The 23,065-nt window shown below is 56.9% G+C and carries 25 protein-coding genes and 1 pseudogene; all 26 read right to left on the reverse strand.

Translation table 11 applies throughout. The features are described 5' to 3' along the window. Nucleotides 1-5: 5 nt before the first annotated feature. Nucleotides 6-677 (reverse strand): chemotaxis protein, encoded by a 672-nt coding sequence (locus tag F8N96_RS14635; RefSeq protein WP_150798384.1) that lies wholly within the window; start codon nucleotides 675-677, stop codon nucleotides 6-8. Continuing rightward, nucleotides 674-1,216, reverse strand: coding sequence for a PilL N-terminal domain-containing protein (locus tag F8N96_RS14640; protein WP_150798385.1), 543 nt, complete (start codon nucleotides 1,214-1,216; stop codon nucleotides 674-676). Before F8N96_RS14640 ends, F8N96_RS14635 begins: the two co-directional genes overlap by 4 nt. A 106-nt stretch (nucleotides 1,217-1,322) precedes the next feature. Continuing rightward, nucleotides 1,323-2,069 carry an ABC transporter substrate-binding protein gene (locus F8N96_RS14645; RefSeq protein ID WP_150798386.1) on the reverse strand — a complete coding sequence of 249 codons (747 nt, stop codon included), beginning with the start codon at nucleotides 2,067-2,069 and terminating at the stop codon, nucleotides 1,323-1,325. A 52-nt stretch (nucleotides 2,070-2,121) separates the two neighbouring features. Continuing rightward, a pseudogene (locus F8N96_RS14650) lies at nucleotides 2,122-2,283 on the reverse strand (JAB domain-containing protein); the annotation flags it as partial. Between the two features lie 199 nt (nucleotides 2,284-2,482). Then, complete coding sequence (locus F8N96_RS14655; RefSeq protein ID WP_150798387.1) at nucleotides 2,483-3,499, reverse strand: tyrosine-type recombinase/integrase; 1,017 nt, start codon at nucleotides 3,497-3,499, stop codon at nucleotides 2,483-2,485. Beyond that, complete coding sequence (locus F8N96_RS14660) at nucleotides 3,496-4,488, reverse strand: tyrosine-type recombinase/integrase (RefSeq protein WP_150798388.1); 993 nt, start codon at nucleotides 4,486-4,488, stop codon at nucleotides 3,496-3,498. The genes F8N96_RS14655 and F8N96_RS14660 overlap by 4 nt, the downstream gene beginning before the upstream one ends. Further along, nucleotides 4,485-5,744 (reverse strand): tyrosine-type recombinase/integrase, encoded by a 1,260-nt coding sequence (locus tag F8N96_RS14665; RefSeq protein ID WP_150798389.1) that lies wholly within the window; start codon nucleotides 5,742-5,744, stop codon nucleotides 4,485-4,487. Before F8N96_RS14665 ends, F8N96_RS14660 begins: the two co-directional genes overlap by 4 nt. A gap of 55 nt (nucleotides 5,745-5,799) precedes the next feature. Next, nucleotides 5,800-6,246 (reverse strand): JAB domain-containing protein, encoded by a 447-nt coding sequence (locus F8N96_RS14670; protein WP_224794094.1) that lies wholly within the window; start codon nucleotides 6,244-6,246, stop codon nucleotides 5,800-5,802. A gap of 100 nt (nucleotides 6,247-6,346) precedes the next feature. After that, entirely contained in the window at nucleotides 6,347-6,604 is a 258-nt protein-coding gene (locus F8N96_RS14675) for a hypothetical protein (RefSeq protein ID WP_034113377.1), read from the reverse strand. Between the two features lie 71 nt (nucleotides 6,605-6,675). Beyond that, nucleotides 6,676-7,257, reverse strand: coding sequence for an STY4534 family ICE replication protein (locus F8N96_RS14680; protein ID WP_150798390.1), 582 nt, complete (start codon nucleotides 7,255-7,257; stop codon nucleotides 6,676-6,678). 1,089 nt (nucleotides 7,258-8,346) lie between these two features. Beyond that, on the reverse strand, nucleotides 8,347-10,314 hold the full coding sequence (locus tag F8N96_RS14690) for a DNA topoisomerase III (protein ID WP_150798391.1): 1,968 nt from the start codon (nucleotides 10,312-10,314) through the stop codon (nucleotides 8,347-8,349). Between the two features lie 225 nt (nucleotides 10,315-10,539). Then, entirely contained in the window at nucleotides 10,540-11,010 is a 471-nt protein-coding gene (locus F8N96_RS14695) for a single-stranded DNA-binding protein (protein WP_150798392.1), read from the reverse strand. Continuing rightward, nucleotides 11,007-11,525, reverse strand: coding sequence for a DUF3158 family protein (locus F8N96_RS14700; RefSeq protein WP_150798393.1), 519 nt, complete (start codon nucleotides 11,523-11,525; stop codon nucleotides 11,007-11,009). The genes F8N96_RS14695 and F8N96_RS14700 overlap by 4 nt, the downstream gene beginning before the upstream one ends. Next, nucleotides 11,522-12,277 (reverse strand): PFL_4669 family integrating conjugative element protein, encoded by a 756-nt coding sequence (locus F8N96_RS14705; protein ID WP_150798394.1) that lies wholly within the window; start codon nucleotides 12,275-12,277, stop codon nucleotides 11,522-11,524. The genes F8N96_RS14700 and F8N96_RS14705 overlap by 4 nt, the downstream gene beginning before the upstream one ends. A 242-nt stretch (nucleotides 12,278-12,519) precedes the next feature. After that, on the reverse strand, nucleotides 12,520-13,710 hold the full coding sequence (locus F8N96_RS14710) for an STY4528 family pathogenicity island replication protein (protein WP_150798395.1): 1,191 nt from the start codon (nucleotides 13,708-13,710) through the stop codon (nucleotides 12,520-12,522). After that, nucleotides 13,707-14,255 (reverse strand): DUF2857 domain-containing protein, encoded by a 549-nt coding sequence (locus F8N96_RS14715; protein WP_150798396.1) that lies wholly within the window; start codon nucleotides 14,253-14,255, stop codon nucleotides 13,707-13,709. The genes F8N96_RS14710 and F8N96_RS14715 overlap by 4 nt, the downstream gene beginning before the upstream one ends. Further along, complete coding sequence (locus F8N96_RS14720) at nucleotides 14,252-15,856, reverse strand: ParB family protein (protein ID WP_150798397.1); 1,605 nt, start codon at nucleotides 15,854-15,856, stop codon at nucleotides 14,252-14,254. Before F8N96_RS14720 ends, F8N96_RS14715 begins: the two co-directional genes overlap by 4 nt. A 14-nt stretch (nucleotides 15,857-15,870) precedes the next feature. Continuing rightward, the gene (locus F8N96_RS14725) at nucleotides 15,871-16,080 is read right to left on the reverse strand and encodes a hypothetical protein (RefSeq protein ID WP_150798398.1); all 210 of its coding nucleotides are present in this window, start codon (nucleotides 16,078-16,080) and stop codon (nucleotides 15,871-15,873) included. A gap of 81 nt (nucleotides 16,081-16,161) precedes the next feature. Continuing rightward, a complete protein-coding gene (locus F8N96_RS14730; RefSeq protein WP_150798490.1) occupies nucleotides 16,162-17,004 on the reverse strand; it encodes a ParA family protein in 843 nt (280 codons plus the stop codon). 4 nt (nucleotides 17,005-17,008) lie between these two features. Then, a complete protein-coding gene (locus F8N96_RS14735) occupies nucleotides 17,009-17,239 on the reverse strand; it encodes an AlpA family phage regulatory protein (RefSeq protein WP_150798399.1) in 231 nt (76 codons plus the stop codon). 114 nt (nucleotides 17,240-17,353) lie between these two features. Further along, nucleotides 17,354-18,103, reverse strand: coding sequence for a hypothetical protein (locus F8N96_RS14740; RefSeq protein WP_150798400.1), 750 nt, complete (start codon nucleotides 18,101-18,103; stop codon nucleotides 17,354-17,356). Nucleotides 18,104-18,391: 288 nt separating this feature from the next. Next, complete coding sequence (locus tag F8N96_RS14745) at nucleotides 18,392-19,153, reverse strand: SDR family NAD(P)-dependent oxidoreductase (protein WP_150798401.1); 762 nt, start codon at nucleotides 19,151-19,153, stop codon at nucleotides 18,392-18,394. Nucleotides 19,154-19,449: 296 nt separating this feature from the next. Then, entirely contained in the window at nucleotides 19,450-20,226 is a 777-nt protein-coding gene (locus F8N96_RS14750; protein ID WP_150798402.1) for an SDR family oxidoreductase, read from the reverse strand. A 192-nt stretch (nucleotides 20,227-20,418) separates the two neighbouring features. After that, nucleotides 20,419-21,681 carry an MFS transporter gene (locus F8N96_RS14755; RefSeq protein ID WP_150798403.1) on the reverse strand — a complete coding sequence of 421 codons (1,263 nt, stop codon included), beginning with the start codon at nucleotides 21,679-21,681 and terminating at the stop codon, nucleotides 20,419-20,421. A gap of 122 nt (nucleotides 21,682-21,803) precedes the next feature. Further along, on the reverse strand, nucleotides 21,804-22,580 hold the full coding sequence (locus F8N96_RS14760) for an enoyl-CoA hydratase/isomerase family protein (RefSeq protein ID WP_150798404.1): 777 nt from the start codon (nucleotides 22,578-22,580) through the stop codon (nucleotides 21,804-21,806). Nucleotides 22,581-22,654: 74 nt separating this feature from the next. Beyond that, on the reverse strand, nucleotides 22,655-23,059 hold the full coding sequence (locus tag F8N96_RS14765) for a nuclear transport factor 2 family protein (protein WP_191635351.1): 405 nt from the start codon (nucleotides 23,057-23,059) through the stop codon (nucleotides 22,655-22,657). Nucleotides 23,060-23,065 lie beyond the last annotated feature (6 nt).

The following is a 23,065-nucleotide window of genomic DNA, read 5'->3' on the forward strand; positions in this document are numbered from 1 at the left end:
GCTTCTCAAGGGAGGTGCACGGTCTGGTCTGGCTGAGTGGCCACCGCGAAGATGGCTGAGTTCGACTCCAGCACTTTCAGGTGCCAGGCTCCGAGCTGCTCGCCGCTATGCAGCAGCCGGACATCCGTGAGCGAGCGACTGTCATGAGGTGCGACCGCCAGAAAGCGCTCACCCCCGCGGGACTCGACACTCAATACTGAAAACGGTGGCGAGAGCGGGGTGGGTTTGGGGCGAGCGGTCTTTTTCGGTTTGGTTACAGAGGGCGTCGGCGAGGGGGGGGATGGCTGGGTCTTGTGCTCCAGGAGCTGCTGCTCGACCTGTTCAAGGCGTGCGCGCAGCGCTGTCAGGTCTGCCTGGGTGGCGCGGGCTGCGAGACCATCACGCAGTTCCTGTATCTCTTGCGCCCACTGATCCAACATCGGATCGAGGGTATTGGCCTGTTGCTCACCAGTATCGACCATCTGCTTCAGGTCTTTCAGCGCGTACTGCAGCTTCTCCTGGGCATCCTTGAGGGCGCTTGAATCATGTTGCAGGGTGTCCAGGGTTTGTAGGTGATGGGTGTTCGTGCTCTGCAGTTCGGCCACGCGTTGATACTGGTTATACAAACCACCGCTCAGGCCGGCGACCGCCAAGCAAAGCAGCCCAATGATGAGGGTTTGAAACGTCGAGGCTCTCATGGGCGTGCCTCCAACAGATGGGGCAAGACGGGTGTGATCAGCGCGACGCCGGCCTCCGTTTTCTGCTGTTCGAAGCAGACTGAACGGCTGACTTCGTCGGTCGTGAGTTGCCAGGCGGGGCCAGCGAGCACTTGCAGCGCGCGGCGCAAAGAGATCGGGCCGAGCCGGTAATGGGCCGCGGGCAGGGGCCGAGTAAACAGCACCCTCACCGACGCGGTAACGGGGCAGAGCGCATAGCCCGAGCGCAGCAATACGTACAGCAATGCATCCTGCACTGAAGGGTTCAGGCTGGACGGGATGCTCACGTCAATGATTTGGGCAAGAAGATCGCGTTGTTCCGTGGTGGGCTCGGTGCTGACCAGCGTGTAGCGGCCATAACGAAGCTCTGCCGGATGGCTTTCTTCGGCTATGCCCCTCGAGTGCTGGGCCCGATTGGAGCCACTGTCGATCGCTGGATGGGTCGGCAAAGGGTTGGGGATTTGCGCGGTGCAGGCGCTCAACAAACCCAGCAGGCAGACAGGCGTGAAAAAACGCTCCATGGAAAAAACCTCATGTCAGATTCAGTGCAGAACCTGACATGAGGTGAAGGAGCGATTCAGTGAGAAAGTTGATTCAAGGTGGGTCGTGTTAACGCTGAACACTTTGCTATTCATCGAAAATGGCGAGCCCATCCAAGACGGCAGCGTCGGGGTCGAAGATCAACAATCGCACATCCGCCAATGCCGGCAAATACAGTACGTTGACCAAGGCTTCCGGTGTGCCTGCGTCGAGTTGTTCTTGTCTCAAGCTCGAATAACGATTGCCCTCAATGTTCAACAAGTTCTCGTCCGTCCATGGCGTGCCGATCAGTTTGCAACCGATACCGCAGCAATCTGGCAGCGTAAAAAGCTCGAACAAGAGGCCGGTTTGCCGCAGAGCGAAGTTACTGACCCACTCCTCCAGATAAAGCATCGCTTCTTCGGGAAGGTGCGCGGTACTGATTTCCCAGGCTCGACTGTAGTGTCCCGTTTCGAAGCTCAAGCGATGGACCATGGCTTGGGCCTCTTCCAGGGAGTACAGATCACCGAGGTGATGCCGCTCGTTGAGCATTTCGCCCATCACAGCGTAGATCACTTGGCGCACTAGCCCGCTGGACTGACAGCGTTCATCCAAATTATCCGGAATGGAGTGGCCTTCGCTGATCACGGCGAAATCGTCATTGAACAGGCAGGGGAACAGTTGCAGCGCGTCGTCGGGCAGATGAGTTTGTGCGTCATGCACTGGTCGAAAGCAGGGAGGGCAGTCGTCTTCGTAGGTGATCAGTAGCAGCCGTTCGATATGAAGGTTGTCGTAACCGCGAGCAAATGGAGTTGAGGTCGTCAACAGGGCTGGGGCTTGGTGTGTGGGGTTCATGAGGGTTCTCCAGAATGATAATGGACAAGGCGCCCGAAGACGCCTGTGAGGGTTAAAGCCAGCCGTGTTCGGCAAGAGAAAGTGGACGACCTTCACCCACGATGAAGTGATCCAGTACGCGCACTTCGATCAAGGCCAAGGCCTCTTTCAGCCGTGCAGTCAAGACGTGATCCGCCTGGCTGGGTTCTGTACAACCTGACGGGTGGTTATGAACATTATGTGCCCCGTTTTCTTATGTGTCCGAAGGCGGCGACACCGGCGTAGATCAAGGATTTCGGCCCAGTCGCAGGAGACATAACGGGCGAGCCGCCAAGACGGCGAATCCCCGCCCGATCGGCAGATGGATGGTTGTTGTGAGGCTGGACGATCAAGCGAAGCGAAAGCAGGTCGTTCAGCCCAGCCGCGGGTCGTGACTACAAGGACGACAGCCAGGCTAGCATTGCGGCATCGTCCTGCCACGCGGGTTTGCGCGAGCGTCCCAGGCTTGCAGTGACGGGCTCGCACAGCTCCAGAGCATCGGTCTTCATGCGGATGGTGATCTCGGCATACCGGTTGGTCGTCTCCAGCCTGACGTGCCCCAGCCAGCCCCGAATGACATTTACCTCGACGCCAGCTTCGAGCAGATGAACCGCGGTGGTATGCCGAAACACATGCGGCGTGACCCGGACCTGCGAAAAGGGCCTGGCCGAGGCCTCCCAGGCCTGCGCAAGGTGGCGGATGCGCTTGTAGATACCGAAGCGGGTCATCGGCGCTCCGCCCGTCCCGACGAACACCGACTCGGCTGGCCCCAAGGAGGCGGCGCGTTCGTCCAGCATGGCTTGCAAGGCCTTTGCTGTCTGGCTCCACAAGGGGCAGGTCCGCCACTTCAAGCCTTTGCCCAGCAATCGAACCTGGGCGGGCAACTGCAAATCGAGCTGGCCGACCGTCAACTGGGCTACTTCGGAGACTCGTGCCCCCGTGTTGTACAGCAGCATCAAGAGCGCGCGATCGCGTATCGAGAGCCTGTCCTGAGCGGGAATGCTGGCGAACAAGGCTTCGACTTCATCGCGTGCCAGAAACTTCATCTCCGGCAGAGGGCAGCGCTTCATCGGAATGGCCGCGACCTTTGCGCAGGACGGTAGCATCTCGGGGACTGTGCGGCCGATGTACTCGTAGAGCGCGTGCAGCGCCGCCAGGCGCTGGTTGCGCGTGCTGATGGCGTTGCCACGTTCTACCTCCATGTTGCGCAGGAAAGCTAGCACCGCGTGGTAGTCCAGATGTTCCAGCTCCAGTTCGCTTACGCCCCGGTGATGCGCTCTGGCGACGAAGACCAGGAACAGGCGCAGGCTGTCGCGATAACTGCGGATAGTGCTGGGCTGCAAGCCCTTGTGCCGGGGAAGGTAGTCTAGGATGTAGCCATGGATGACCGATGAAAAACTCTGGAGTTTCATGGCGCCACCTCTTCGGCAAGCAAGGGTGCAAAGACCTCGAAGCGCTGGTTGGCAGCACTGAGCAGGTCACTGGTGATGGTCAGGTACACGGCCGTGCTGGCTGGGTTGACGTGCCCGAGGAAGGTCGACAGGTGATGCAGGCGATCGGCAGGCGCAATCCCCTGGCGATACCACCTCAGCAGCGTTCGGACTGCAAACGAATGACGCAGTCCGTGGACATGCGGTCCGAAGACACCGGCTGGGACATCCAGGGCCAATTGCGGCAGCAGGTCATCGCGGAACGTATTGCGGATGCTGTTCGTGCTGATGGGGTCTCGCCCATTCCAGGAGAACAGGAAACAGGCACCCGCGCAGGCATAACCTCGGGCCTCGCGTAGGACCAAATAGCCGCGCAGCCTGGCAGCCAGCTTGGGACCGAATGGCACCAGCCTGTCCTTGCCAAACTTGGTGTTTCGGATCTCCAGGACTTCGCGCTCCGTATCTACGTCGCCCCATTGCAGGCGGGCTACCTCGCTAACCCGAAGGCCGAGGCCGGCCAGCAAGGCGAAGATCATCTCGTAGGTGGCGCCCCGCAGCGGCGCGCGCGAGTTGTCCTGCAATGCCTTGGCATGGACCAGCAGTTGTCGGATGGCCTCGGGCGGGAACAGGAAAGGTAGCCGCCGGGCCGTCTGCGGCTGCACCCTGGCTTGTACAGGGGACGCCGCGAGCAGCTGCTGACTGACGGTCCAGTCGAACAGCCGTCGCACATGGCTCAGCAAGTTGTTGTAGCTGCGTGGGTTGGTGCGATGACGAGAGACCAGGAAGGCCTGCAGGCATCCGGCATCGATCACCTCAATGCTTTCGATGCCTTGCTCATCCAGGAACCGGTCGAGCAGACGCAGCTGGCGGTCTTCGTTGGCGAACTTGCATCCCATGGCCCGCTTGGCGCGCAGATACTGTTCGATGTGAGGTGCGAGGGGGCTGTGAAAACCATTCCAGTGAGCGGTCATAACACATCCTCCGCGGTTGCGATGACCAGTTCGCGCAGCTTGTGCAGCGCCACCTTGCCGTAGATCAATGTGGAAGCCGGGCTGCGGTGGCCGACGTAGTCGCCGATGACCTTGAAGGGGACGTCGGCCTCGACGAGATGCTGCACACAGGCGTGGCGCAGGGTGTGTGATCCCGCCCGGGACACCTGGATGTTGGCGGCCCGTAGTCGGATGCCGACCATCGATGAAACCGTGGTGTGCCGCATGGGCGCGTAGGGTGACCTGGCCGTGAGAAAGGCTTGGCGATGCGCCACGTCGGTGCGTCGAACCTGCAGATACTCAATGACCGCTTCGCCGACTGTCGCCGAGAGTGGATAGCGGGTCGAGTGCCCGCCTTTGCGCATGGGAATACTGACCTGGGCGTGCTTCCAGTCGAAGTCGTCCAGGCAGAGGGCCGCGATCTCCCTGGCACGCAGCCCATAGCTGGCCAGCAGCACCAGAATGGCATAGTCGCGCTTACCCAGGTCCGAGCGCCGATCGATGCTGGCAAGCAGTCGCTTGACATCCTCCCAGCGAATGGCGCGAGGAATGGAGGCCTGCCTGTAGCTGCGCCCGCGCGGCACACTGTGCACGAGATCCGTGACCACGATGCCCTCTCGGTGCAGATAGCGGAGAAAGACGCGCAAGGCCCCTGCGCTGTTGAGCATGCCGGATTTGTGTAGGGTTTTTGCGCGCTCGCTGAGGAAATTGGTGATGCAAGCAGGCGTCAGTCCGGCCAAGGCGATACCGGCTTGCGCTAGGTACGACTCGAATGGACGCAGCGTGTAGATGTAATTGTGCAGTGTGGTACGGAGCAACCCCTTCTCCTCCACCAGAAAGGTGAAAAAGCCCGGGACGGAGACGGAAAACGGCATGGCGGGCTTATTGCTCGGTCGCGTGTAGCCGGACAAGGCCACGCACAACATCCGCTCTACGGGAATACGGCTTTGCGCGACAACTGCCGCCCTGTCCTGGGCGTTCTTGCACCAGCCGCCATGTTCGGCCTTCCATCGTTCGACGAAAGGATCGACATGATCGGGAAGCTCCTGCAACTGCGTAGCGCCTCTTGCGATGGCGAAATCGTTGAAGTGCGCGAGCGCCCGGACATGCTGCCGAATCGTGTCATTGGATGTGTGCTGCTCGTCGAGCGACTGGACGTAACGCTCGATCTGCGGGCCCAGCCACAGGGCCTTGATGCGGTCAATCGCCTTAAACGACCGAAAGTGATGTTCCAACATGACAACCACCTCTCTAGAAAAGCGAAGGAGATGTCATGCTGCGCTTGGCCTGCGGTTATGTGCCCTGATGCTGGGCCGAAATCCTTGATCTACGCCGGTGTCGCCGCCTTCGGACACATAAGAAAACGGGGCACATAACTGCCATTTTGTGGCGCGCCACAAAATGAACAAAAATGGCGGCCGCAGCGTTATGCGCTAGGGAACGCTTGACGACTTGGCGGGGGTAAACGCTGGCGCCATCAATACTGCCGTGAAAGAGGACTTCGAACGCCAACACCCGGTGTTTGGCATCGAGAAATATCACACCGAAGACTTCATGCTCTTGTTGCACAAGATGCAGTTTTAGGTATGAGGCCACAGCGTCAGGCGACGTCAGGTTAGGGCCGCGGGCGAACAGCCGACGATCCAGAATATGCAGTGCTTCGTCGATCACCTGGTTTTCTTGGACGATACGATCAGCCTCGAAATCCGAGGTCTCAATCAGTGTGAGTTGGGTGCTCATGGTGGTACCTCCGAAGGGAACAATCAGGGGTACACGCCCGAGGGGAGTGGTGTCCCCGAGGTGGGTGTGGAGTCGTGGGTGTTAGCAGATGGCGCGCTGTTTACAGCCGCGTGAATCGGTGGCGTTGACCGTGTAGGTGTGAACCACAACCGTCGCAGGGCAACGGGGAAAAGGCTTTTATTCCCCAGCCAGTTTCGGGATCGAAGTCGGCACTGATGGGCATTAACCGAACCAGTCCTCGATGGATGCCGGCGATGCGTTTCTCAATTTCATCCGTCGTGTAATAGAGCGATAACGTGCTGTAGTCCTCGTAAGCCGTAGCGAACAGGCAGTCGTCGCAAAGCCAGAAGGATTCCATGTTGGTTCTCCTGTGCGGATTGAAGAAAAGGCGCTCGACGGAGCGCCTTGATGAGGAACATCGTGGACTGTTCAGGCGGACTGAACGGTACGGGTGGCATCACGGCGGGCCGTGCGGGGAGTGGGTGGAGATTCAGGTTCGACCTGAGCCTCTGTTGGGTTTGCGGTCTCCTCAGCTTCGGTATCAGCCGATGAAGGGGATGGCTCACTGTTTGGCGCTTGCTCAGCAGGTGCTGTTGCTTCCTGCCTGGCGGGCGCTTTGTATTCGAACGTGCCGTTGACCTTGATCCAGTCAATGAATAGCAAACGACCTTTCAGGCTGGCGCCCGGTTGACCTTGTTTATCGCCTTTCTCGTAGAGAAACGGATCGATCCACAGGTCGCCGATACGGAACGACAGCAAGACCTTTTTCTCGGCTTTGACGGCGTCCATATAGAGACGAATCAAGCGTTCAGCTTCACCCCCAGCGACTTTGCAGTCGAAACGGGTGTACTCCACCGCATCGGTGGCACCGTGCAGGGCTGCGATATCGCAAGCCATGAATGGCTGGCCGCGGCGGACTTGTACTTCACGAACACGGTTGAGATAGCCGATACCGACGGTGTGCAGATTGAAGTAAGTGGTCGCTTCTTGGGATTGGTTGGCGTGGGCCATGGTGGTTCTCCTGTTTCAAGGGAAAACGGTGACGCACAGTCCCTGACAGGGAAGTGAGTCCCCGTCAGGGTGGGTAAGGTGAAGTCGAGCAATGAACGACTCGCCACTGGCAAGCCGATGACGATCAGAACGATGCGTCTGGAGGAATAGCGGTGCAGCAGAGGAGCGTCTGCGGTGGTGATCCGCAGGCATGGACTAGTGGGCATTCATCACCGCTGAAGCGGTAACCGCGCGAGCTTCCGAACGCTGATCGCACTTGGGTAAACCACCACAAACGTGGCGTAGCCTTGAAGGTTCAAGCTACCTGGGCTGGGCTGTCATCGACAGCGAACCACGCCCTTTGTATAAGCCTGTCACAGGGGAGCGTCAAGGCGCTGCAACCCGATTTTTTAAGCCTGGATTACAGTGGTATTCACTGGAATGAAAAAAATGAAGAGTGGGCCTGACGGGGTGCCAGGCGAGGAACAGAAAAGCCACCTTTGGCGGTCTTACGCAGTCGACAAGCTCCTCGCAAAACTTGGTTTAACTGCGCCATGATTCACCAACCGACCCTTGTCGTGGCCTGGGTCGAAACATGCTGGCACGCATCCGCGCACAAAGGGTGCCCAGTGTTTCCCCGGCGGGCTCCGGGACTGAATACGATCGCCGAAGCGGATGACCGCTGTTGCCTGACAGAGGCAACAGTGGTCATCCGCCACCGTGATCAGGTCGAGCACAAAACGGGAATGAAATTCCGCAGAAGAGAAGGCTCCGAACTCAAGGAGTCCGACCGAGCTACCCGGAGCAAATCGGTCTTGGGTCGCCGTTGGCGATGATCCTGAGGCACTACAGCAGAGAGGGTGGGACCACGTCAAGCCAGTGGGCGATCCCTCATAAGACACTACATCGAGCGCGATGAAAGAGGTTACTTACTGCCGAGATGAGCGGCCAGTTGTTCGACGGTTGCCAGGATAAAAGCGCGGTCGCTTTCTTTGCCTCGGCCCGTGAAATCGGACAACCGCTAAGCGACTTAGAGAGGGATCAGCCACCGTTGATGATGCACTGACCAGTACATCGCCCCCGATACTCATGTTGATCTCCAATGGCGCGTCATGGGCGACGCGTAACTTTTCTGATTGGCACCGTGCCCTTGCAATCCGGGTAGTGGGAGCATGACCAGAACGGCCCTGATTTCCCCTTTCGCCTGAGCATTGAGGCATTGCAAATGGGGCAGGTCGGACCGGTTTCGACAGGTACTGCCAAAGTGAGCGAGCCGCAGTGTGCGACCAATTGCGCAACCCAGTTCGCCTGCTTGGCGACGAACGCATCCAGGGTCAGACGTCCCGATTCAATCTCGTCCAGGGCCTGTTCCCAAATCGCGGTCATACCCGGATCCGCGACTGCTGCCGGTACCGCCTCGATCAGGGTATGGGCTGCGGCGGAGGCCATTAACGCGCGTTTTTTCTTCAGCAAATAACCGCGATCAATCAACCCTTTGATAATGCCGGCTCGCGTGGCTTCAGTACCGATACCGGTGGTGTCCCGAAGTTTCTGTTTCAGGCGTGGGTCGTTGACCAGTTTGGCCACGCTTTTCATGGCCTTGATCAGATCGCCCTCGGTGAGAGGTTTGGGAGCGGCGGTGCGCATGGACTTGAGTTCGACGTCGTCCACTGCGCACTGAGTACCCTGTTGCAATACGGGTAAGACTTGGGACTTTCGACTGGGCTCATCGTCCTCGGTGTTTTCGTAGAGCAAGCTTTTCCAGCCCTGAACCAAGATCTGTTTGCCAACAGCGGTCAATCGCTCTGCGCCGCACTCCAGTTCGACCTGGGTACGATCAAACTCATGGTGTGGAAGAAATTGCGCGAGGTAGTGGCTACGGATCAGTTCGTAGACTTGGCGTTGTTGTTCGGACATCCGCGCCAGGTTCGCCGGCTCGGTGGTGGGGATGATGCCGTGGTGCGCGGTGACCTTGGCATCGTTCCATACGCGGGAACGCAATGACCGATCGAGTCTTTCAAATGAGGGCTGTAACGCGGGATCTGTTTTGAGCAGGGCATCGAATACCTTGGATATCTCGTCGAACATACTCTCTGGTAAATAGCGGCAATCACTGCGGGGATAGGTGGTGGCTTTGTGGGTTTCATAAAGGGCTTGGGCGATATTCAGGGTTTCCTGTGCGCCGAGCCCCAGCTTGCGCGAGCAGACTTCTTGCAATGTGCTCAGGTCGAAGGGAAGGGGCGCTGCTTCGCGGAAATGCTCAGTCTGCAGTGAGAGTACTGTGGCGGTTTTATCGCTAGAGATCGCTCGGGCCGCGTGATGGGCAAGCGCCTGCTGCAGGCAACGACCGGCCTCATCTCGTCCTGAGTTTGGAGGTAACCACGATGCGATGAATGGTTGCCCCATTGAGGACAGGTGCACATCCACTTCCCAATAGGGCACCGAGATGAAGCAGGCAATCGAGCGATCCCGATCGACCACCAGACGTAAAGTGGGTGTCTGGACGCGTCCAACCGACAATACACCCTCGTAGCCCGCCCGCCGGCCGAGGAGGGTAAACAAACGACTGAGGTTCATGCCAATCAGCCAATCAGCGCGGCTACGGGCGAGGGCTGAGTGGTAGAGCGGGAAGGTCTCCTGACCGCTCTTCAGCGAGGACAGTGCCTTGCGAATCGACGCCTCGTTGAGTGCGGATAACCAGAGGCGCTGAACGGGACCTCGATACTTGCAGAGCTCCAGTAATTCGCGGGCAATCATTTCACCTTCGCGATCGGCGTCGGTCGCGATGACAACACTGGAGGCTTCACTCAGCAGGTGTTTGATGATTTTGAACTGCGTGGCAGTCTTGGGTTTGACCTCAACCCTCCACTGCTCGGGAATGATCGGTAGATGATCCAACGACCAGGATTTGTACTGATCACCATAAGCTTCAGGTGGGGCTGTCTCCAGCAGATGGCCGATACACCAGGTGACGGTTGAATCGGTGCCGATCAGGCGACCATCACCACGCCGAGTGGCTCCGAGAACCTTGGCGATGTCACGACCTTGGGAAGGTTTCTCGCAGAGGAAGAGACGCATAGAACTGCTCCGGATTGAGTTCGGAGCAGCGTTGTTGGAAGCAGCAGTTGCGAGATATGAGAAACCTGAATTACAGGTTCCTCATATTAGAAGGTGAGGGCAGGCTTGAATGGGCCGAGGCTGCTAACCCGTTGCGGTTGGACGGCAGTGTGGATCTTCACGAGCAGCGTGTAGAAACACGCCAGCAACTTCGCGCAAAGGCGCAATTTTTATGCCTGAAGTCTGTCAGTCCGCAGGCGGCTGCCCACTGCGCTTTCTGGGTTTCGACGCTGGTGAACTGGCCTGTTCTGTACTTTTCCCGACGTGTGTCGCAGATGCCGCGGGTTCACTGGATCGTTCCCGCATAACCACGCTGTGCACCCGGTGAGGCAGAATGCCGACTCGACGGGCCTCGATCTTGAAGGTCACCCGCGCATTGTCTTCGCTGTCCTCCCACTCATCGCGTACGGTGCGGCCTTCGACCAGCACACGCATACCTTTCTGGTACAGGGTGCTCCAGTGTTCAGCCTCGCGGTGCCAGAGCTCAACCGGCGCCCAATAGCCGCCTCGATCTTCATAGCTGCCATCGCGTGGCACGGGGTTGTCGAAGTACACATTCAGCCGTAGCAAACGCCGTGGCTCGTCATTGCCTGAGGCGAATTCCTGGAACTCTGGCGGACTGCCGATGTTGCCTTCGCCGACGAAAAAAGTACTCATCCTGATACCTCCACTGCGGTTGTGAACTGGCGCAGCAGCCGTTCGGCACTGTCCATTTTGATCGCGCAGGTCGTGGCCTGGCGGTAGAGCGAATGCACCACACTCATCTGTAGGTTCAGTGCGATGCGATTGCATTCGAAATGGCGCAATCCCTCGCGTACGACCTGCGACAAGACTTTGTTGCAGACCTGGCGTTCCCAGACCGAGACTCCCATACGGGCAAAGTCACGGGTGCGCCAACGCAAAAAGGTGCTGCCAGCGCTGGTGTTCTGCAGCACCAATCGGATATCCAGCAGTGAGTAAGGAGGCTGTCTGGCTTGCTGCACCACAGCTTCCATCAGGTGACATAACTGCGCCTCGATTTCCCTCGCCACCTGCGCCAGGTGCTCCAACTCCCCCTTACCCTTAAAAGGCTTTAAAAGGCCTTTTAGGGAGGCAGCGTGTTCAAACTGCCGATAGGCATCCTGTGTCAACGCGTCGAAGGGCATTGGTTGAGCCGAGGTCAGGGGATTCATGCTTCGTCCTCCGGCTCATCCACTGTCGCAGATGGATCTCCCGCTTCCTCTGCCAACGCGTCAGCGTCATCCACTGCCACAGCACCGCGACGAATGATCGGTGGCGCGAACTGGGAGCGGCGATGACCCTCAAGGATGTCTATTGGGGGCAAGCCCCATTTATCGATGGCAGCCAGGGCTCGGGCGTTGTTCGCCGCCATGTCATCGCGTGTGATGCCGGCATGCCGATAGCGTTGCGCCTGGCCGAACAGGCTGCGCAACAGATGGGCACCGTCGTCGATCCAGGCTTCCATGTCTCTGCGACCGATCAAGGCGGTGTGATGGGCCAACAGGGTGCGGCGCACCAGGGTGTCGTAGTCAGTCAGCAGGTAAACCGCCAGAAAACCCAGCTGGCTGCCGATGTACAACGGCAAGGTCACGGGGTGGATGTTGAGGTTGTCGCTCATGTCGATCTGTGTCGGCAGGTCCTGCCTGATCCGATCCAGCTGTTGGGTCAGTTCCAGCATCCCAGCTTTGGCCTGCATCAGTTTTTCTTCGAGTTGCACGATGGCCCAGTCGGCATAGGGATCGTCCTGGGCCGCGGTTTGTTTGATCAGGTTGGTGACACTGATGTAGCCGGCCATGCCCATGATCGAGTGGACGCCTTCGCGTGCGGTTCGACCTTGCCAGATACGGGCGGCGTGGTGAGTGTGCAGGGTCAGGGTGATGCTGCTGCGCAATGAACCCAGGTTGAGTTGATAGTGATCGGCCACGGTGTTGTCCTCGCATAAGCTTGGACGGGAACGTTGCGACAGATGAGGGTCAAGGGCAGCCAAAAAGCTGAATGCGGTCTGTTCGGTTTGGTGTCAGAGAGTAAATTCCGGAGACGTTCGAGGGTGACGCCAGTGACAACGTTGCCTTGGATGGCGATGACCGTATCGCCCGGATTGCGCTGGTTCGGCCCTTTGCGATCTCACATTAGACCTCAGTAGATTTGATGCCACTGGCATCAAATCTACTGACGTCCAGAGCGTTTTTCGCGCAGTTGGCGCAGCTCATTCAGGCACGCTTGGGCGAGGGCGGAGGCGGGTTCGCCATGCTTTCTTGATGGACGTGAGGGGGCAGTTGGAGGCGGCTCTGCAACGGATGGAGGTTCTGTCTGACTTGCCCAAGGATGAAAGTCGCCTTTCAACGCACGCTGGATCAGGCCCATCAGATAGGCCGCTGGCTTGCGGATACCTCCGGCCGCACAGCGTACGGCGGCTTCGTTGAGCACCGCCTGACGATCCGCTGGCTTGAGCTTGTTCAACGCCACGGCGACGGCCTGACGCTCGCTTGGACTCAGGTGCAGCGGATCGGGCCACTGCAGGTTATCCACCGCTGGGGTCGCGCGCGGTACAGTACAAGTACTTTCTTTTAATACAGTACAGGCGGCGTTCGGATTCCGAACGGTGCCGGAAACACTGGCGTTCAGGCCCGATTCGGAATCCGAACGAGGGCCTGCACGATTCCGAACGAGGTGATCGCCACCCAGTTCGGAATCGTGCAGAGCGGCATCGGTTTCCTGATCCAACTCTTGCTCCGTCCAGTGTTCGCCCCAGCTGTCGAGCCGTGTCGGTAGTTGACCCATCTCGATATCTGTGTCCTGGCGGATTTCTTCCACAATGTGCCGCGCGACAATGCGCACCGCCTTCGTTGCATGACCGAGGGCATGTCCGACTAGTGCCAGGTAATCCTGATCCAGTTCGAGGGCTTCGGCGGGGGTTAACGGCTCATCGTGCAGAACGTACAGAGAACCTTGAAGACGTCCGCTGAGCTGATCACGTCCGCGACTCACCAAGCTGAGCCAGCGCGTCAACCTGAGCATCGTCAACACCCGCGCAATGGTTTCACGGGAGGCTGACACACTGTAGGGCACGCTTGACAGGTAAGGCTGCAAATCCTCATAGCGCGGCGTGACCACACCCTGGCCTTGCAGCATGAATCGAAACACTTGCCAGGCATTGCGTTCCAATGGCGTCAGCCGGCTATCCAACAGCAGCCGACGTGGCACGACTTCGTGAGATTGGCCACTGAACAAAAAGCCAGCTTGCAGCGCCTGGTCGGAGGGATGTTCAGCGCCAGGGCGGGCGGGCCAGCGTTCACTCACCTGCTGGGTGCATTGCTGCAGGACACGCTGCCAGCGTTTGGAAGGGGCAGTGTTCATGTTCCGTTGCTGTACTGGTCGATCTGCTGCCATACGATGGTCAAGCTGATCTGTTGTTCTTCGGCCAGCATCATCATGGCGTCGAGCTGATCTTCAGTACCATCTTGCGCACGCAGCTGGCACCAACGCTGCCAAAGTGCATGTTCCTGTGCTTCGCTCAAATGCTGAGGGCGGCCCTTGCGGGTTTCTATCTTGAGCAGACGTCGGCGCAGGGCGGTTTCCGAATGCGCCAAGCCGAAGTATTGATACATGATGGTGCTGCTGGCGCCGAGCTTGAGCGCTCGGTTGATCAATCGCTCGTTCTGCTCGTCGCGCTCGGCTTGTTCGATCAACCGATGAAGCACTGGGGAGTCAATCTTGACCTCAACCCAGGGTACAGTGGCATGGGCCAGGCGCGACAGTGTGGTGGGCGGTAAGGATTTCAACAGGTAGATGTCTTCCTCACTCAGCCCGAGTGCCTTGCAACGTTGCAAATTACCCAGACGCAACTCGTGTAACACCTGGGTCAGCATGGCCTGGTTGAGTACATTGAAGGTCAGGCTCATGGCAATTTCTCCAGTGAGTCGTCTTCAGGGAGCAGCGTTAGGTCGATGAGGCGACGGGCCAAACGGATCAGGCGATACAGTTTGATTAACAGCCTGTCGGGCAGCCGCTCCAGTCCCACATCCATGGCGGGACGATCTGTCAGCGGGAGTTGGTAGACCCCCAACAACAGCTGCCCGAACAGGGCTGAGGGCAGTTGCTTGCGATCCTCCCAGTTCACGTCGTCTTGAGCGCGCAACAGGGCCAGGAGCAGTAGGTGAACACCGGTCGCGCGAGGCACTGCAAGATCAATTCGCTCGATGTTGAGGGCGAAGCCTAAGCCATGCGTCTGATCGATGATGCTCTCGGGATGTCCGGCATAGACCGCCATTTCCCGCGCCAGTCCGGCAATGGCTAAACGCAATTGTTCGGGGCTATCCAGTGTTGGTGCGATGGTCCAGATGTCGTCGATCGTGCAGGCCTCGACGGTCGGTGCAACTTCGGTGGAGGTCTCGCGGTTGATCTGTTCGCGAATCTGTTGAACGCGTGACGTAGGGCTGAACGCTGATGTGACATTCGTTTCTGGCTGTGTGAGCGGTTCCTCTCGCGTTGGTTCGGTCTGGGGCCTGGCCTCAGTTGATTTGGAATTGTGGAGTGTGTGCTCAATGGGCCTGGACTCGGAGGAGGGCGATCCTGCCGCGGCTTCATTCTCGTTCGGCAGATGGCTGTTCTTTGAGGGTGTGGTGACGACGTCGCCAGGCGTTGATATGACGCGTTGGGTGTCGCTCAGCTCCAAGGCCAGCATGCGGTAGGACTGTCCAAGCAGCCGGCTCATTCGCTCGAGCAGTTCATCCTGGATCTGCTCAAGATCGAAGGATTCGGCATCGAAGTAGCTCAGGGTACCGAGCCAAAATTCGGCGAACGCAACGGTGGCAGTTGGATAGCGGTTCCAAGTTCGTTCTGCCTGGCTACGTAGGCCGATTAGGCGTTCGATCTGGGGCTTACCCAATCCGGCATACAGGGTTTGTGGAATGGCGGGCAGTAGGTGTTCAAGGGTGTCGAGCATCCGGCTAATGTGTGACTGCGAAATTGGATAACCCCCAGTAGCAAGGCGTCGTGCCAGCTCACGTTGTGAGAGCATAGCTCCCTCTGCTTCGAGCATGGTTTTGAGTTTGGCTATCGCCAGAGCCCGTTCGACGAACGTCAGTTGGCCATGCAGATCGCTTTCAGCCAGATGCCCGAGTAAGGCGGTGATTTCATTGCTCCAAGGTCGGAACAGGCAATGAATGCGGAAGAAGCGCTCGTCGCGGGTTTCTTGCCACAGTTCGCCGAGAATCGCCAAGCGCGTATTACCGCCGTTGCGAATGATGAAATTCGTCTCACCCGGACGGCGGGTAATCGGTGGTGGTTGATCCAGCCCTCGCTCACGGATCGAGGCCTTAATATCGTCATACAGTGGATTACGGATGAAACGCGGGTTGTGTTCGTAGGGTCGCAACTGCTCCAGAGTGACCAGCATCGGCGTGTCAGTAAGTGGGTCAGACAGTCGCTCCAGTTCTGGACCTCGAGGGAAGTGGGCCTGGTGTAGTTTGTCGGTGATTTCCTCCTGGCTAAGCTTTTTCATCTGAACAACCTCAGTTAACGTTGGTTGCGCAAATGGTCACCGACCTCGAACTTGACGATCTCGGCAGTCCCTGAACCTTCGAAGTGTCGGGAAAGTTCTGCGAGGAACCACCCCATGGCCGAGCGCCCACCCTGCAGGCGAAAGACCACGGTGCAGAACTCCTCGCAAGGCGGGTGGTGTGGTCGAATGGATGGTTGCACGATGATGGAAAGCTGATCCAACATCAAAAGACTCCTTGCCAAACGCTGTTGGCATCAACATCGAAAAAAATGACTTGGCGAGAAATGCCGGCTTGGTATTTCGTCTTATTGAACCTCCCCACATCCGCTCACCATAGAGATCGCCTCTCGCCATTCCGGAAACAACTCGATGGCCAGCGCTTGCATAGTTTCCAGCGCTGATGGCGAGCGTCGTTTATGTGACCGGCGCTCCTCAATTCGATGGGCGGGCAGACCGAGGGAGGCGGCGTTGAGATAAGCCACTCGGTCAGGGACTGCGGTCTCTAGAACCGAGATATTGGTAGCCTCGGCGAAGGTTTCGCGCAGGCTACGGATGATCATCCGGGTGTCCACCCGAATGGAATTCACTTGGTTCAGGAGCAATCTCAAAGGTGGCGGTGTAATGCCCAGGTGGCGGAACGGTTCGAGCTCACTGAGCAGTTTCAAGGTGCCGCGGGGCAGTTCGCGAGCGGCGAGCATTTCGGGCGTGATGGGAGAGAGGGCGAGATCGGAAGCCAAGATGGCCATTTCCAGTAACACGCTGCGTGCGCCTTGGGTGTCGATCAAAAGCAGGTCGTAACTGGGGCGAAAGGCATCAAGCAGATTACGCAGACGCAGTCGTCCATCAGGGGCATGTAGCAACAAGGTACTCAGTCGGCCTTGATCATCGTTGGAGACGATCAGGTCGAGCCCTGCGATCATACTTTTGGAAATAATTTGGGCAGGTGCTGTTAGGTTGAGTGCGATGAACTCGTAAGCACCTGCACCAGCCTTTTGGCTCAAGGCGTAATAGCTGGAGAGAGTGGGTTGGCTATCTAGATCTAATAACAGGACGCGCAGGCCGGCATCTGCCAATAGGCCACCGAGATTGGCAGCTATGGTGGTTTTTCCAACCCCCCCTTTTGTTGAAACCACCGATATCACTCGCATGGCATCAGGCCTGCTGGCCCAGGCGTTCAACGATCCATCGTTCGATCTCCAGCGAGTCCCAGCCGACTGCGCGCAATCCAATGCGTTTAGCCTGAGGGAATTTACCTTCCTTCATCAGGTTGTAGATGTGAGCCCGTTTGAAGCCGGTTTTTCGTTCGACTTCTTCGCGCCGCATGATGTGGCGCTCGACTTGCGATTGACGTGTTTCATCGACGGGGGATGATTGGCTGCACATGCTGGTCACTCCTGGCTTAGATCGGCGCGTGGTGGAATTGACCTGAATTCAATAGCAAAAAAGCAAAAACGTCATTGCACTGCAATTGGCGGCATTGCATTGCAATCTAGGGGGTCAAGTGGTTTTTTTCAGGGCGCGATTAGCCGCGGCGAATTTCGCGTCCAGCGTACGTTTGCTGAGACCGGGAGTGTCCGTAAAACGTGCGGTGACGGCATCGACGATCGCGGTTTGATTCTCTAGCAAGGACATGGGCTTGCCCGCCGGTGACGAATCTAAGATGGTGTAGATCAGAGCGCCAATGATCTGCAGGAGGGTTTGTTCGCTGCGCTCGCTGAGTTGACTTTGCGAACTCACTAACGCGCTGAGACTTTCCTGTTCGACTCCTAGCGCTTTGAGGTCGGCCGTAATTTCTTGAAGCTGGCGTTGTAGTGTATTGCGCTCTTGAACTAGGGCATCGCGCTCAATCTGGAGGTAGAGATAGGCCTCTGGACTGATTTTTCCATGTGTGTCATTGGTGGATTCAAATAGAAATCCCGGTCGCTGATCAGGGTAGTGATGTTGCATCCACAGGCGTAAGTCCGAATGGCGCACTGTTATTTGACCAGGCTCTAAGGGGCTGCCAATCGGTACCGAGACGCCAAGGTAGCCGTAAGGCAGTTCACCGTTGCGCATAGCATCGTGAATTTTTTCGGTATTCGAGTAGAGGCAGGGCCATTGAGGAAATAATGTCCCAAGCCTCTCTGGGTAGTGCCAGGTAGCTTTTAATATTTCTGCCTCGTAGCGTATTAGGCCGCACCATCTCAAGGCTGCTTCGATCGGCCGATAGAAGGTTTTAGCCTGCGGATTGAAATTGTCGGCGCACATGGCCGGATAGACCTCCTTATCTGATTGAAAGACCTTCCGCAGAACATCCCCACACCGCCCACTTGGAGGGAAGCTGCTGGTAGTGATTGCTTCATTAGGATTTTAAATTCGGTTAGATCATTCCACTTGTCTACAACCTAAACGGCCTTCCCAATATTTTCATAGGCCCCATAGCAGTTTTCTGCGTTCACCAATCGGGTCTTGAAGGGCAGATATTTAACCTGTCTATGCCGCGGCATCCACCGTCATTGACTCTCGATAATCTGGCCTGTTCCCTTGCCTGTAATTTCACCAAGACAGTGAGCCACCATCGACACGGATATCCGCCGCATTGACAAAGCTACTCTCGTCGGATGCGAGGAAGAGGGCGACATGAGCAACCTCTTCGGGTCGGCCGAAGCTTCCTCGCATAATCCTGGCCTTCATACTAGTGGCCCATTTTTCGTCCTCGGCTTTTGTTTCGACAGCGGGTGTCGAAATCGTGCCGGGTGAAATAGAGTTAGCGCGAATGCCGTAATACCTCCCCTCCATCGCCAAATGCCGGGTTAGGGAAATAACGGCACCTTTCGCGGCGGAATGGGCAATGCCGGGCAGATCAGAATAAGTCGACCAACCTGAAACAGACGCGACGTTGACGATGGTGCCGCCGCTATTCTGCAACGCCGGCCACGTAGCTTTGCTCATCAAGAATACGCTGTGCATCTCGCTGTCAATTGTCTGATACCAATGACCTTCATCAGGATGGTCCATCCAGCCGTGAAATGGTCGTCCCGCATTGTTGAACAACACGTCAACTTGACCAAACTCCTTAATCGCGAGTGCAACAACACGCTCGCAGTCAGACTTGGAAGTCAGGTCGCATGGTTCCACCGACACCATTTCGCCGCCAGTTTCTCGAACTTCTTCGGTTGTACGAATTGAGTTTTCTGCATGAAGATCACAGCCGACAAGTCTAGCCCCTTCGCGTGCGAAGGCTAATGCCGAAGCCCGTCCAATCGATCCGCCGCTGCCAGTGATAATGCAGACTTTTCCTGCGAGACGGCTACTCATTACAGGTACCTCCTGGACGCCGATAGTCGCTCGGCAATCGTACGGGCCCGATCCTTGACACCGTCGCTGACGAAAAGTGTTGTGTGAACCTTACACTTGAGCTCAGTTTGGTTCCCAGCACCATTGGCTAGCCTCGTTGGCGGCTTAGGTAATATTGCTTCCAGATCGAGTTTGGACTGTAGTAGACCGTCGTAAGCGCTCATTTTATATTTTCGCATCACCGCAAAATTTGGGCTCATCGTTGCACCGTCAAATTTGGTCTTCATATTCGTTAACGCCCATTCCTGGCGATATGATCAAGCGATTCCTGCCCAACCACCGTCAACGGGAAGGAACGTCGACGTCGTATAAGCGCCAGCTCTTGAGCAAAGATAAATAAGTGATCCAACAATATCGTCTGCCTCACCCATGCGTCCGCATGGTATTCCTGAAGTGATTCTGTGAATTAGCTCTTCGGAGAAACCTGCAGTCTGTTGCGAGGCAAATATGCCTGGCCCGATTGCGTTCACGTTGATGTGGTACGGAGCAAGCTTTTGGGCAAGCTGACGGCTGAGGTGGATCAGGCCCGCTTTGGATGCCGTGTATCCAAAGTGGTCGAACGGCGAAATTCGATAGCCATGGCCCGAGCTGATATTTATAACGCGTGCCGGGCTTTCCGGAGTTCCAGCTTGGCGCAGATTTGGCAGAAGAGCCTGGGTGAGAAAGAACGCGGCTTTGAGATTCAGATCCAAAGCGGTGTCCCACATAACTTCTGTGTAGGTATCAATTGGGCTTTGCTCGAGTAGCCCGGCATTGTTGACCAGGATATCGAGAGAGATTTCGCCCAGTTCTGCTACCACCTCTCGGATACCGCCAACCGTTGAAATATCTCCTTGAATGGCGCGGATAGCGCCCCACTCTGAGAGCTCCTCAACCGTAGCTGCAGAAGTAGTTGCCGTGCGTGCGACGATCGTTACGTCGGCACCTGCCTTGACCAAGCCCTCCGCCATCATTTTGCCGATACCGCTATTGCCACCGGTGACTACAGCACGCTTGCCTGAAACTGAAAAAAGGCTGCCAACTGAGTATTTCATCCATATCTCCCGAGTGCAGTGTTTATGCAGCTGCCCAGAATTCAGCCCACGCAAAGCCTCAGTAGCTGGTCCTGCAATGGCGTCGGCGACCGAGACACCCTTATGGTGACTCTCGAATCTAGGGCATCTGCCGCGTCAGTTTTTATTCCTTCGAATCAGTTGATGACGGAAGTTGCTTAGATAGCTGCTGTTCTACAACGCGTGCGATCGTTTTGGCAGCGAGATCGTTAGAAATACGCCCGCCGCTACGAGGTAGAGGGCGATGCTGCCGACTAGGGCGAGGTTGTAAGCCCCTGTAGTATCGAAGACCAAGGCAAATACAAGTCCGCCGGCCGCCATTCCGATACTAATCACTAATCCCAGCAGCGTCGTGACGCGTGAGAAGTTGCGAAGCCCGAACAGTCGATTGGAAAAATACATGATGTAGTTGCCTTCGGTGCCCGTAGCGAGACCGGTAAGCCCTACTGCCAGTAGCGCGCTGAACGCCACTGCCGTTTCAGCGTTTCCAACAGGCAGTATCCAAAGCATGGCGGTGCCACCTGCAGCGAGCGCAAGAATCACAGCAGTTACCAGCGGTGGATGCAGGCGGTCGTAAAGGGTGCCGGTAATCAGGCCACCGATACCAATTGCGATAGCAAATACAGATCCAAGCTGTGCAGCCTGGGCAATGTTCATGCCTCGGTCGGTAAGTAAAGGGATCAGATGATTGATCACGCCGCCAATCGGAATCGCGGCTATCAGCGACGCTGATGCTAGCTTCCAGAAATTCGGCTGTGCCAATAGGGCGATGAAGCGGTCAGGCGCAGCGAGGCCTCCGGTGAAGGCTAGCTGATGGCGAGGTTCACGAACAAGTGCGAATAGAATCGGGAACGAGAATAGTATGGCAATGCCTGAGTAGACGAGAAAGCCGGTACGCCATCCGCTCTCGTTGACAATGCCGGAGATGATCGGAATAAGTAGCGCGAGTGCCACCGATGCACCCGCGAACAGGATTCCGAGCGCTGTGCCGAGCCGACGTTGAAACCAGTTGGCGACGCCACGGGCGAGGACTAGCGAGTTTATCGTGGATCCCGCTATCGCTAGCATGAAGATGAGTGCGGCAAACGCGAACGGTCCTGGCGGTAAAAAACCAAACAGCCTCAGCGTAATCGCCATCATTAAGGTCCCGCAGAGAGCTACTTTACGTGGGCCGAATCGATCTAACAATAGTCCGGTAAAGGGCAGCATAAATGCCGTGATAAGCCCGGCTAAAGGGGCGATCGACAGTTCGATGCGTGTCCAGCCGAGTTCGGCTTGCATAGGCTTGAGAAATACGCTGAGGGCGACGGAAACCACATTCCAGGAAGTGGCCATCGCAAGAAAGCTTGCCAGCAATGTCGTAGCCCCTGCTGACCATTCGTTGCGGGGGGCGACACTGACGTAGTCGGTATTCGTTGATTCACGCAATGTATTCATAAATCCTCTTTTTATTATTAGTCGCGGAAATTGGGTAAGTCACAACGTTGTACGCTGGACGCGTGATGACTAAAGCCACTGTCTGTCCTTGGTCCTACTGTCTGCGATCAGAGCGTCCCTTTCTAATTTCTGGTCCAGCGGCCTTCACGTCTTGCTTTAACTGCTTCGACGCCTTCCTTGTAATCATCTGTCTTGAACAGCCGAATCTGCTCGGTAGTTTCGTGCAGTATTTGTTGAGCAATCGCATTTGCCAGGCCCGCTCTTAGCGTTTGTCGTGTTGCTTCAACTGCTAGCGGCGCGGCTGCTGCGATCTCTTCAGCGAGTTTGAATGCGGTCTGGTGAAGTTGTTCGAGGGGCACTACCTCATCTACCAGTCCCATGACCTGCGCTTCCTTTCCAGAAATGCGTCTACCTGTGTACAGCAGCAACGCTGTAGCTTGATGTCCGATGATACGAGGCAGCGTGTGCGTCAGCCCGAAGCCTGCGTGGATACCAATCTTGGTGAAGTTTCCTGTGAATTTTGCAGTCTCTGCCGCTATCCGGAAGTCCGCGACCATTGCCAGGCCAAGGCCGCCGCCCACGGTTGCGCCCTGAATTTCGGCGACGATCGGTTTTCGGGTTTGAAATAATTTCAAGCCAGCGCGGTAAATATCTGCTGGGTCAAATAGCGCGTTACCTTGACCTTCTTGGTCGGAAAAATCGGCTCCTGCACAAAATACTTTGCCCGTGGACCTGAGCAGTACCACCCGTGTCTCAGGCTGGTCATCAATGTTCTGTAGCGCACTAGCAATGGATTCAAGTAGTTGGGCATTGAAATAGTTAAAGGGCGGGTTTGAAAATGTGACGACGGCTACGTGTCCCCGTGTTTCGATTTCAACCTCAGGTGCATTGTTTGTCATGTAGAGTCCTCTTGTGGGTTGGGGCGGCTGAGTGCGCGGCTCTGCACTCAGTTCAGCGTTGAAGGTCGAAAGGTTCATGAGATGCAGAGCCGTCGCTCTAGGAAGCGCCACCCTTGGTCAGTCCTGACGAGACGGTCTTGGTAGCGTCCGCGCGCGACCACTATTGAGTGCGCGTCTTGCGAGCGAATGCCTGACACCAAAAGCTCACATGTGGCCGTAGCGTTTTTATCGTCGCCCTCAATGATGATGTTTGAATTCCAGTGTTTTAGTTCGACGTTGGCGGATGCGCGTAACGAAGATTCGCGCTGTTCGAAGAACGCCAGAAGTTCCTCTTCGCCTCTCCAGGTTCTGACAGGATGGTAAAACACTCCATCCAGCGTGAACGTTGCACTCCAGGCGTGTGCTGCTCCCGTATCGATGGTGTGGTTGTAGTCTTCATACAGTTGAATAATGGCGACATGGTCGACTGGATCTATCACGCTGAT

Source organism: Pseudomonas fluorescens, from assembly GCF_902497855.1.
GTDB classification, from domain to species: domain Bacteria; phylum Pseudomonadota; class Gammaproteobacteria; order Pseudomonadales; family Pseudomonadaceae; genus Aquipseudomonas; species Aquipseudomonas fluorescens_BI.

Bases quoted from the DNA above. Each gene is read 5' to 3' on its own strand.
- F8N96_RS14635 (WP_150798384.1), bottom strand. From the start codon at position 677: ATGAGAGCCTCGACGTTTCAAACCCTCATCATTGGGCTGCTTTGCTTG.
- F8N96_RS14695 (WP_150798392.1), bottom strand. From the start codon at position 11,010: ATGAGTACTTTTTTCGTCGGCGAAGGCAACATCGGCAGTCCGCCAGAG.
- F8N96_RS14670 (WP_224794094.1), bottom strand. From the start codon at position 6,246: ATGAGCACCCAACTCACACTGATTGAGACCTCGGATTTCGAGGCTGAT.
- F8N96_RS14690 (WP_150798391.1), bottom strand. From the start codon at position 10,314: ATGCGTCTCTTCCTCTGCGAGAAACCTTCCCAAGGTCGTGACATCGCC.
- F8N96_RS14720 (WP_150798397.1), bottom strand. From the start codon at position 15,856: ATGAAAAAGCTTAGCCAGGAGGAAATCACCGACAAACTACACCAGGCC.
- F8N96_RS14745 (WP_150798401.1), bottom strand. From the start codon at position 19,153: ATGAGTAGCCGTCTCGCAGGAAAAGTCTGCATTATCACTGGCAGCGGC.
- F8N96_RS14755 (WP_150798403.1), bottom strand. From the start codon at position 21,681: ATGAATACATTGCGTGAATCAACGAATACCGACTACGTCAGTGTCGCC.
- F8N96_RS14760 (WP_150798404.1), bottom strand. From the start codon at position 22,580: ATGACAAACAATGCACCTGAGGTTGAAATCGAAACACGGGGACACGTA.
- F8N96_RS14655 (WP_150798387.1), bottom strand. From the start codon at position 3,499: ATGAAACTCCAGAGTTTTTCATCGGTCATCCATGGCTACATCCTAGAC.
- F8N96_RS14640 (WP_150798385.1), bottom strand. From the start codon at position 1,216: ATGGAGCGTTTTTTCACGCCTGTCTGCCTGCTGGGTTTGTTGAGCGCC.
- F8N96_RS14740 (WP_150798400.1), bottom strand. From the start codon at position 18,103: ATGTGCGCCGACAATTTCAATCCGCAGGCTAAAACCTTCTATCGGCCG.
- F8N96_RS14735 (WP_150798399.1), bottom strand. From the start codon at position 17,239: ATGTGCAGCCAATCATCCCCCGTCGATGAAACACGTCAATCGCAAGTC.
- F8N96_RS14715 (WP_150798396.1), bottom strand. From the start codon at position 14,255: ATGAGCCTGACCTTCAATGTACTCAACCAGGCCATGCTGACCCAGGTG.
- F8N96_RS14665 (WP_150798389.1), bottom strand. From the start codon at position 5,744: ATGTTGGAACATCACTTTCGGTCGTTTAAGGCGATTGACCGCATCAAG.
- F8N96_RS14675 (WP_034113377.1), bottom strand. From the start codon at position 6,604: ATGGAATCCTTCTGGCTTTGCGACGACTGCCTGTTCGCTACGGCTTAC.
- F8N96_RS14660 (WP_150798388.1), bottom strand. From the start codon at position 4,488: ATGACCGCTCACTGGAATGGTTTTCACAGCCCCCTCGCACCTCACATC.
- F8N96_RS14730 (WP_150798490.1), bottom strand. From the start codon at position 17,004: ATGCGAGTGATATCGGTGGTTTCAACAAAAGGGGGGGTTGGAAAAACC.
- F8N96_RS14750 (WP_150798402.1), bottom strand. From the start codon at position 20,226: ATGAAATACTCAGTTGGCAGCCTTTTTTCAGTTTCAGGCAAGCGTGCT.
- F8N96_RS14710 (WP_150798395.1), bottom strand. From the start codon at position 13,710: ATGAACACTGCCCCTTCCAAACGCTGGCAGCGTGTCCTGCAGCAATGC.
- F8N96_RS14700 (WP_150798393.1), bottom strand. From the start codon at position 11,525: ATGAATCCCCTGACCTCGGCTCAACCAATGCCCTTCGACGCGTTGACA.
- F8N96_RS14680 (WP_150798390.1), bottom strand. From the start codon at position 7,257: ATGGCCCACGCCAACCAATCCCAAGAAGCGACCACTTACTTCAATCTG.
- F8N96_RS14645 (WP_150798386.1), bottom strand. From the start codon at position 2,069: ATGAACCCCACACACCAAGCCCCAGCCCTGTTGACGACCTCAACTCCA.
- F8N96_RS14725 (WP_150798398.1), bottom strand. From the start codon at position 16,080: ATGTTGGATCAGCTTTCCATCATCGTGCAACCATCCATTCGACCACAC.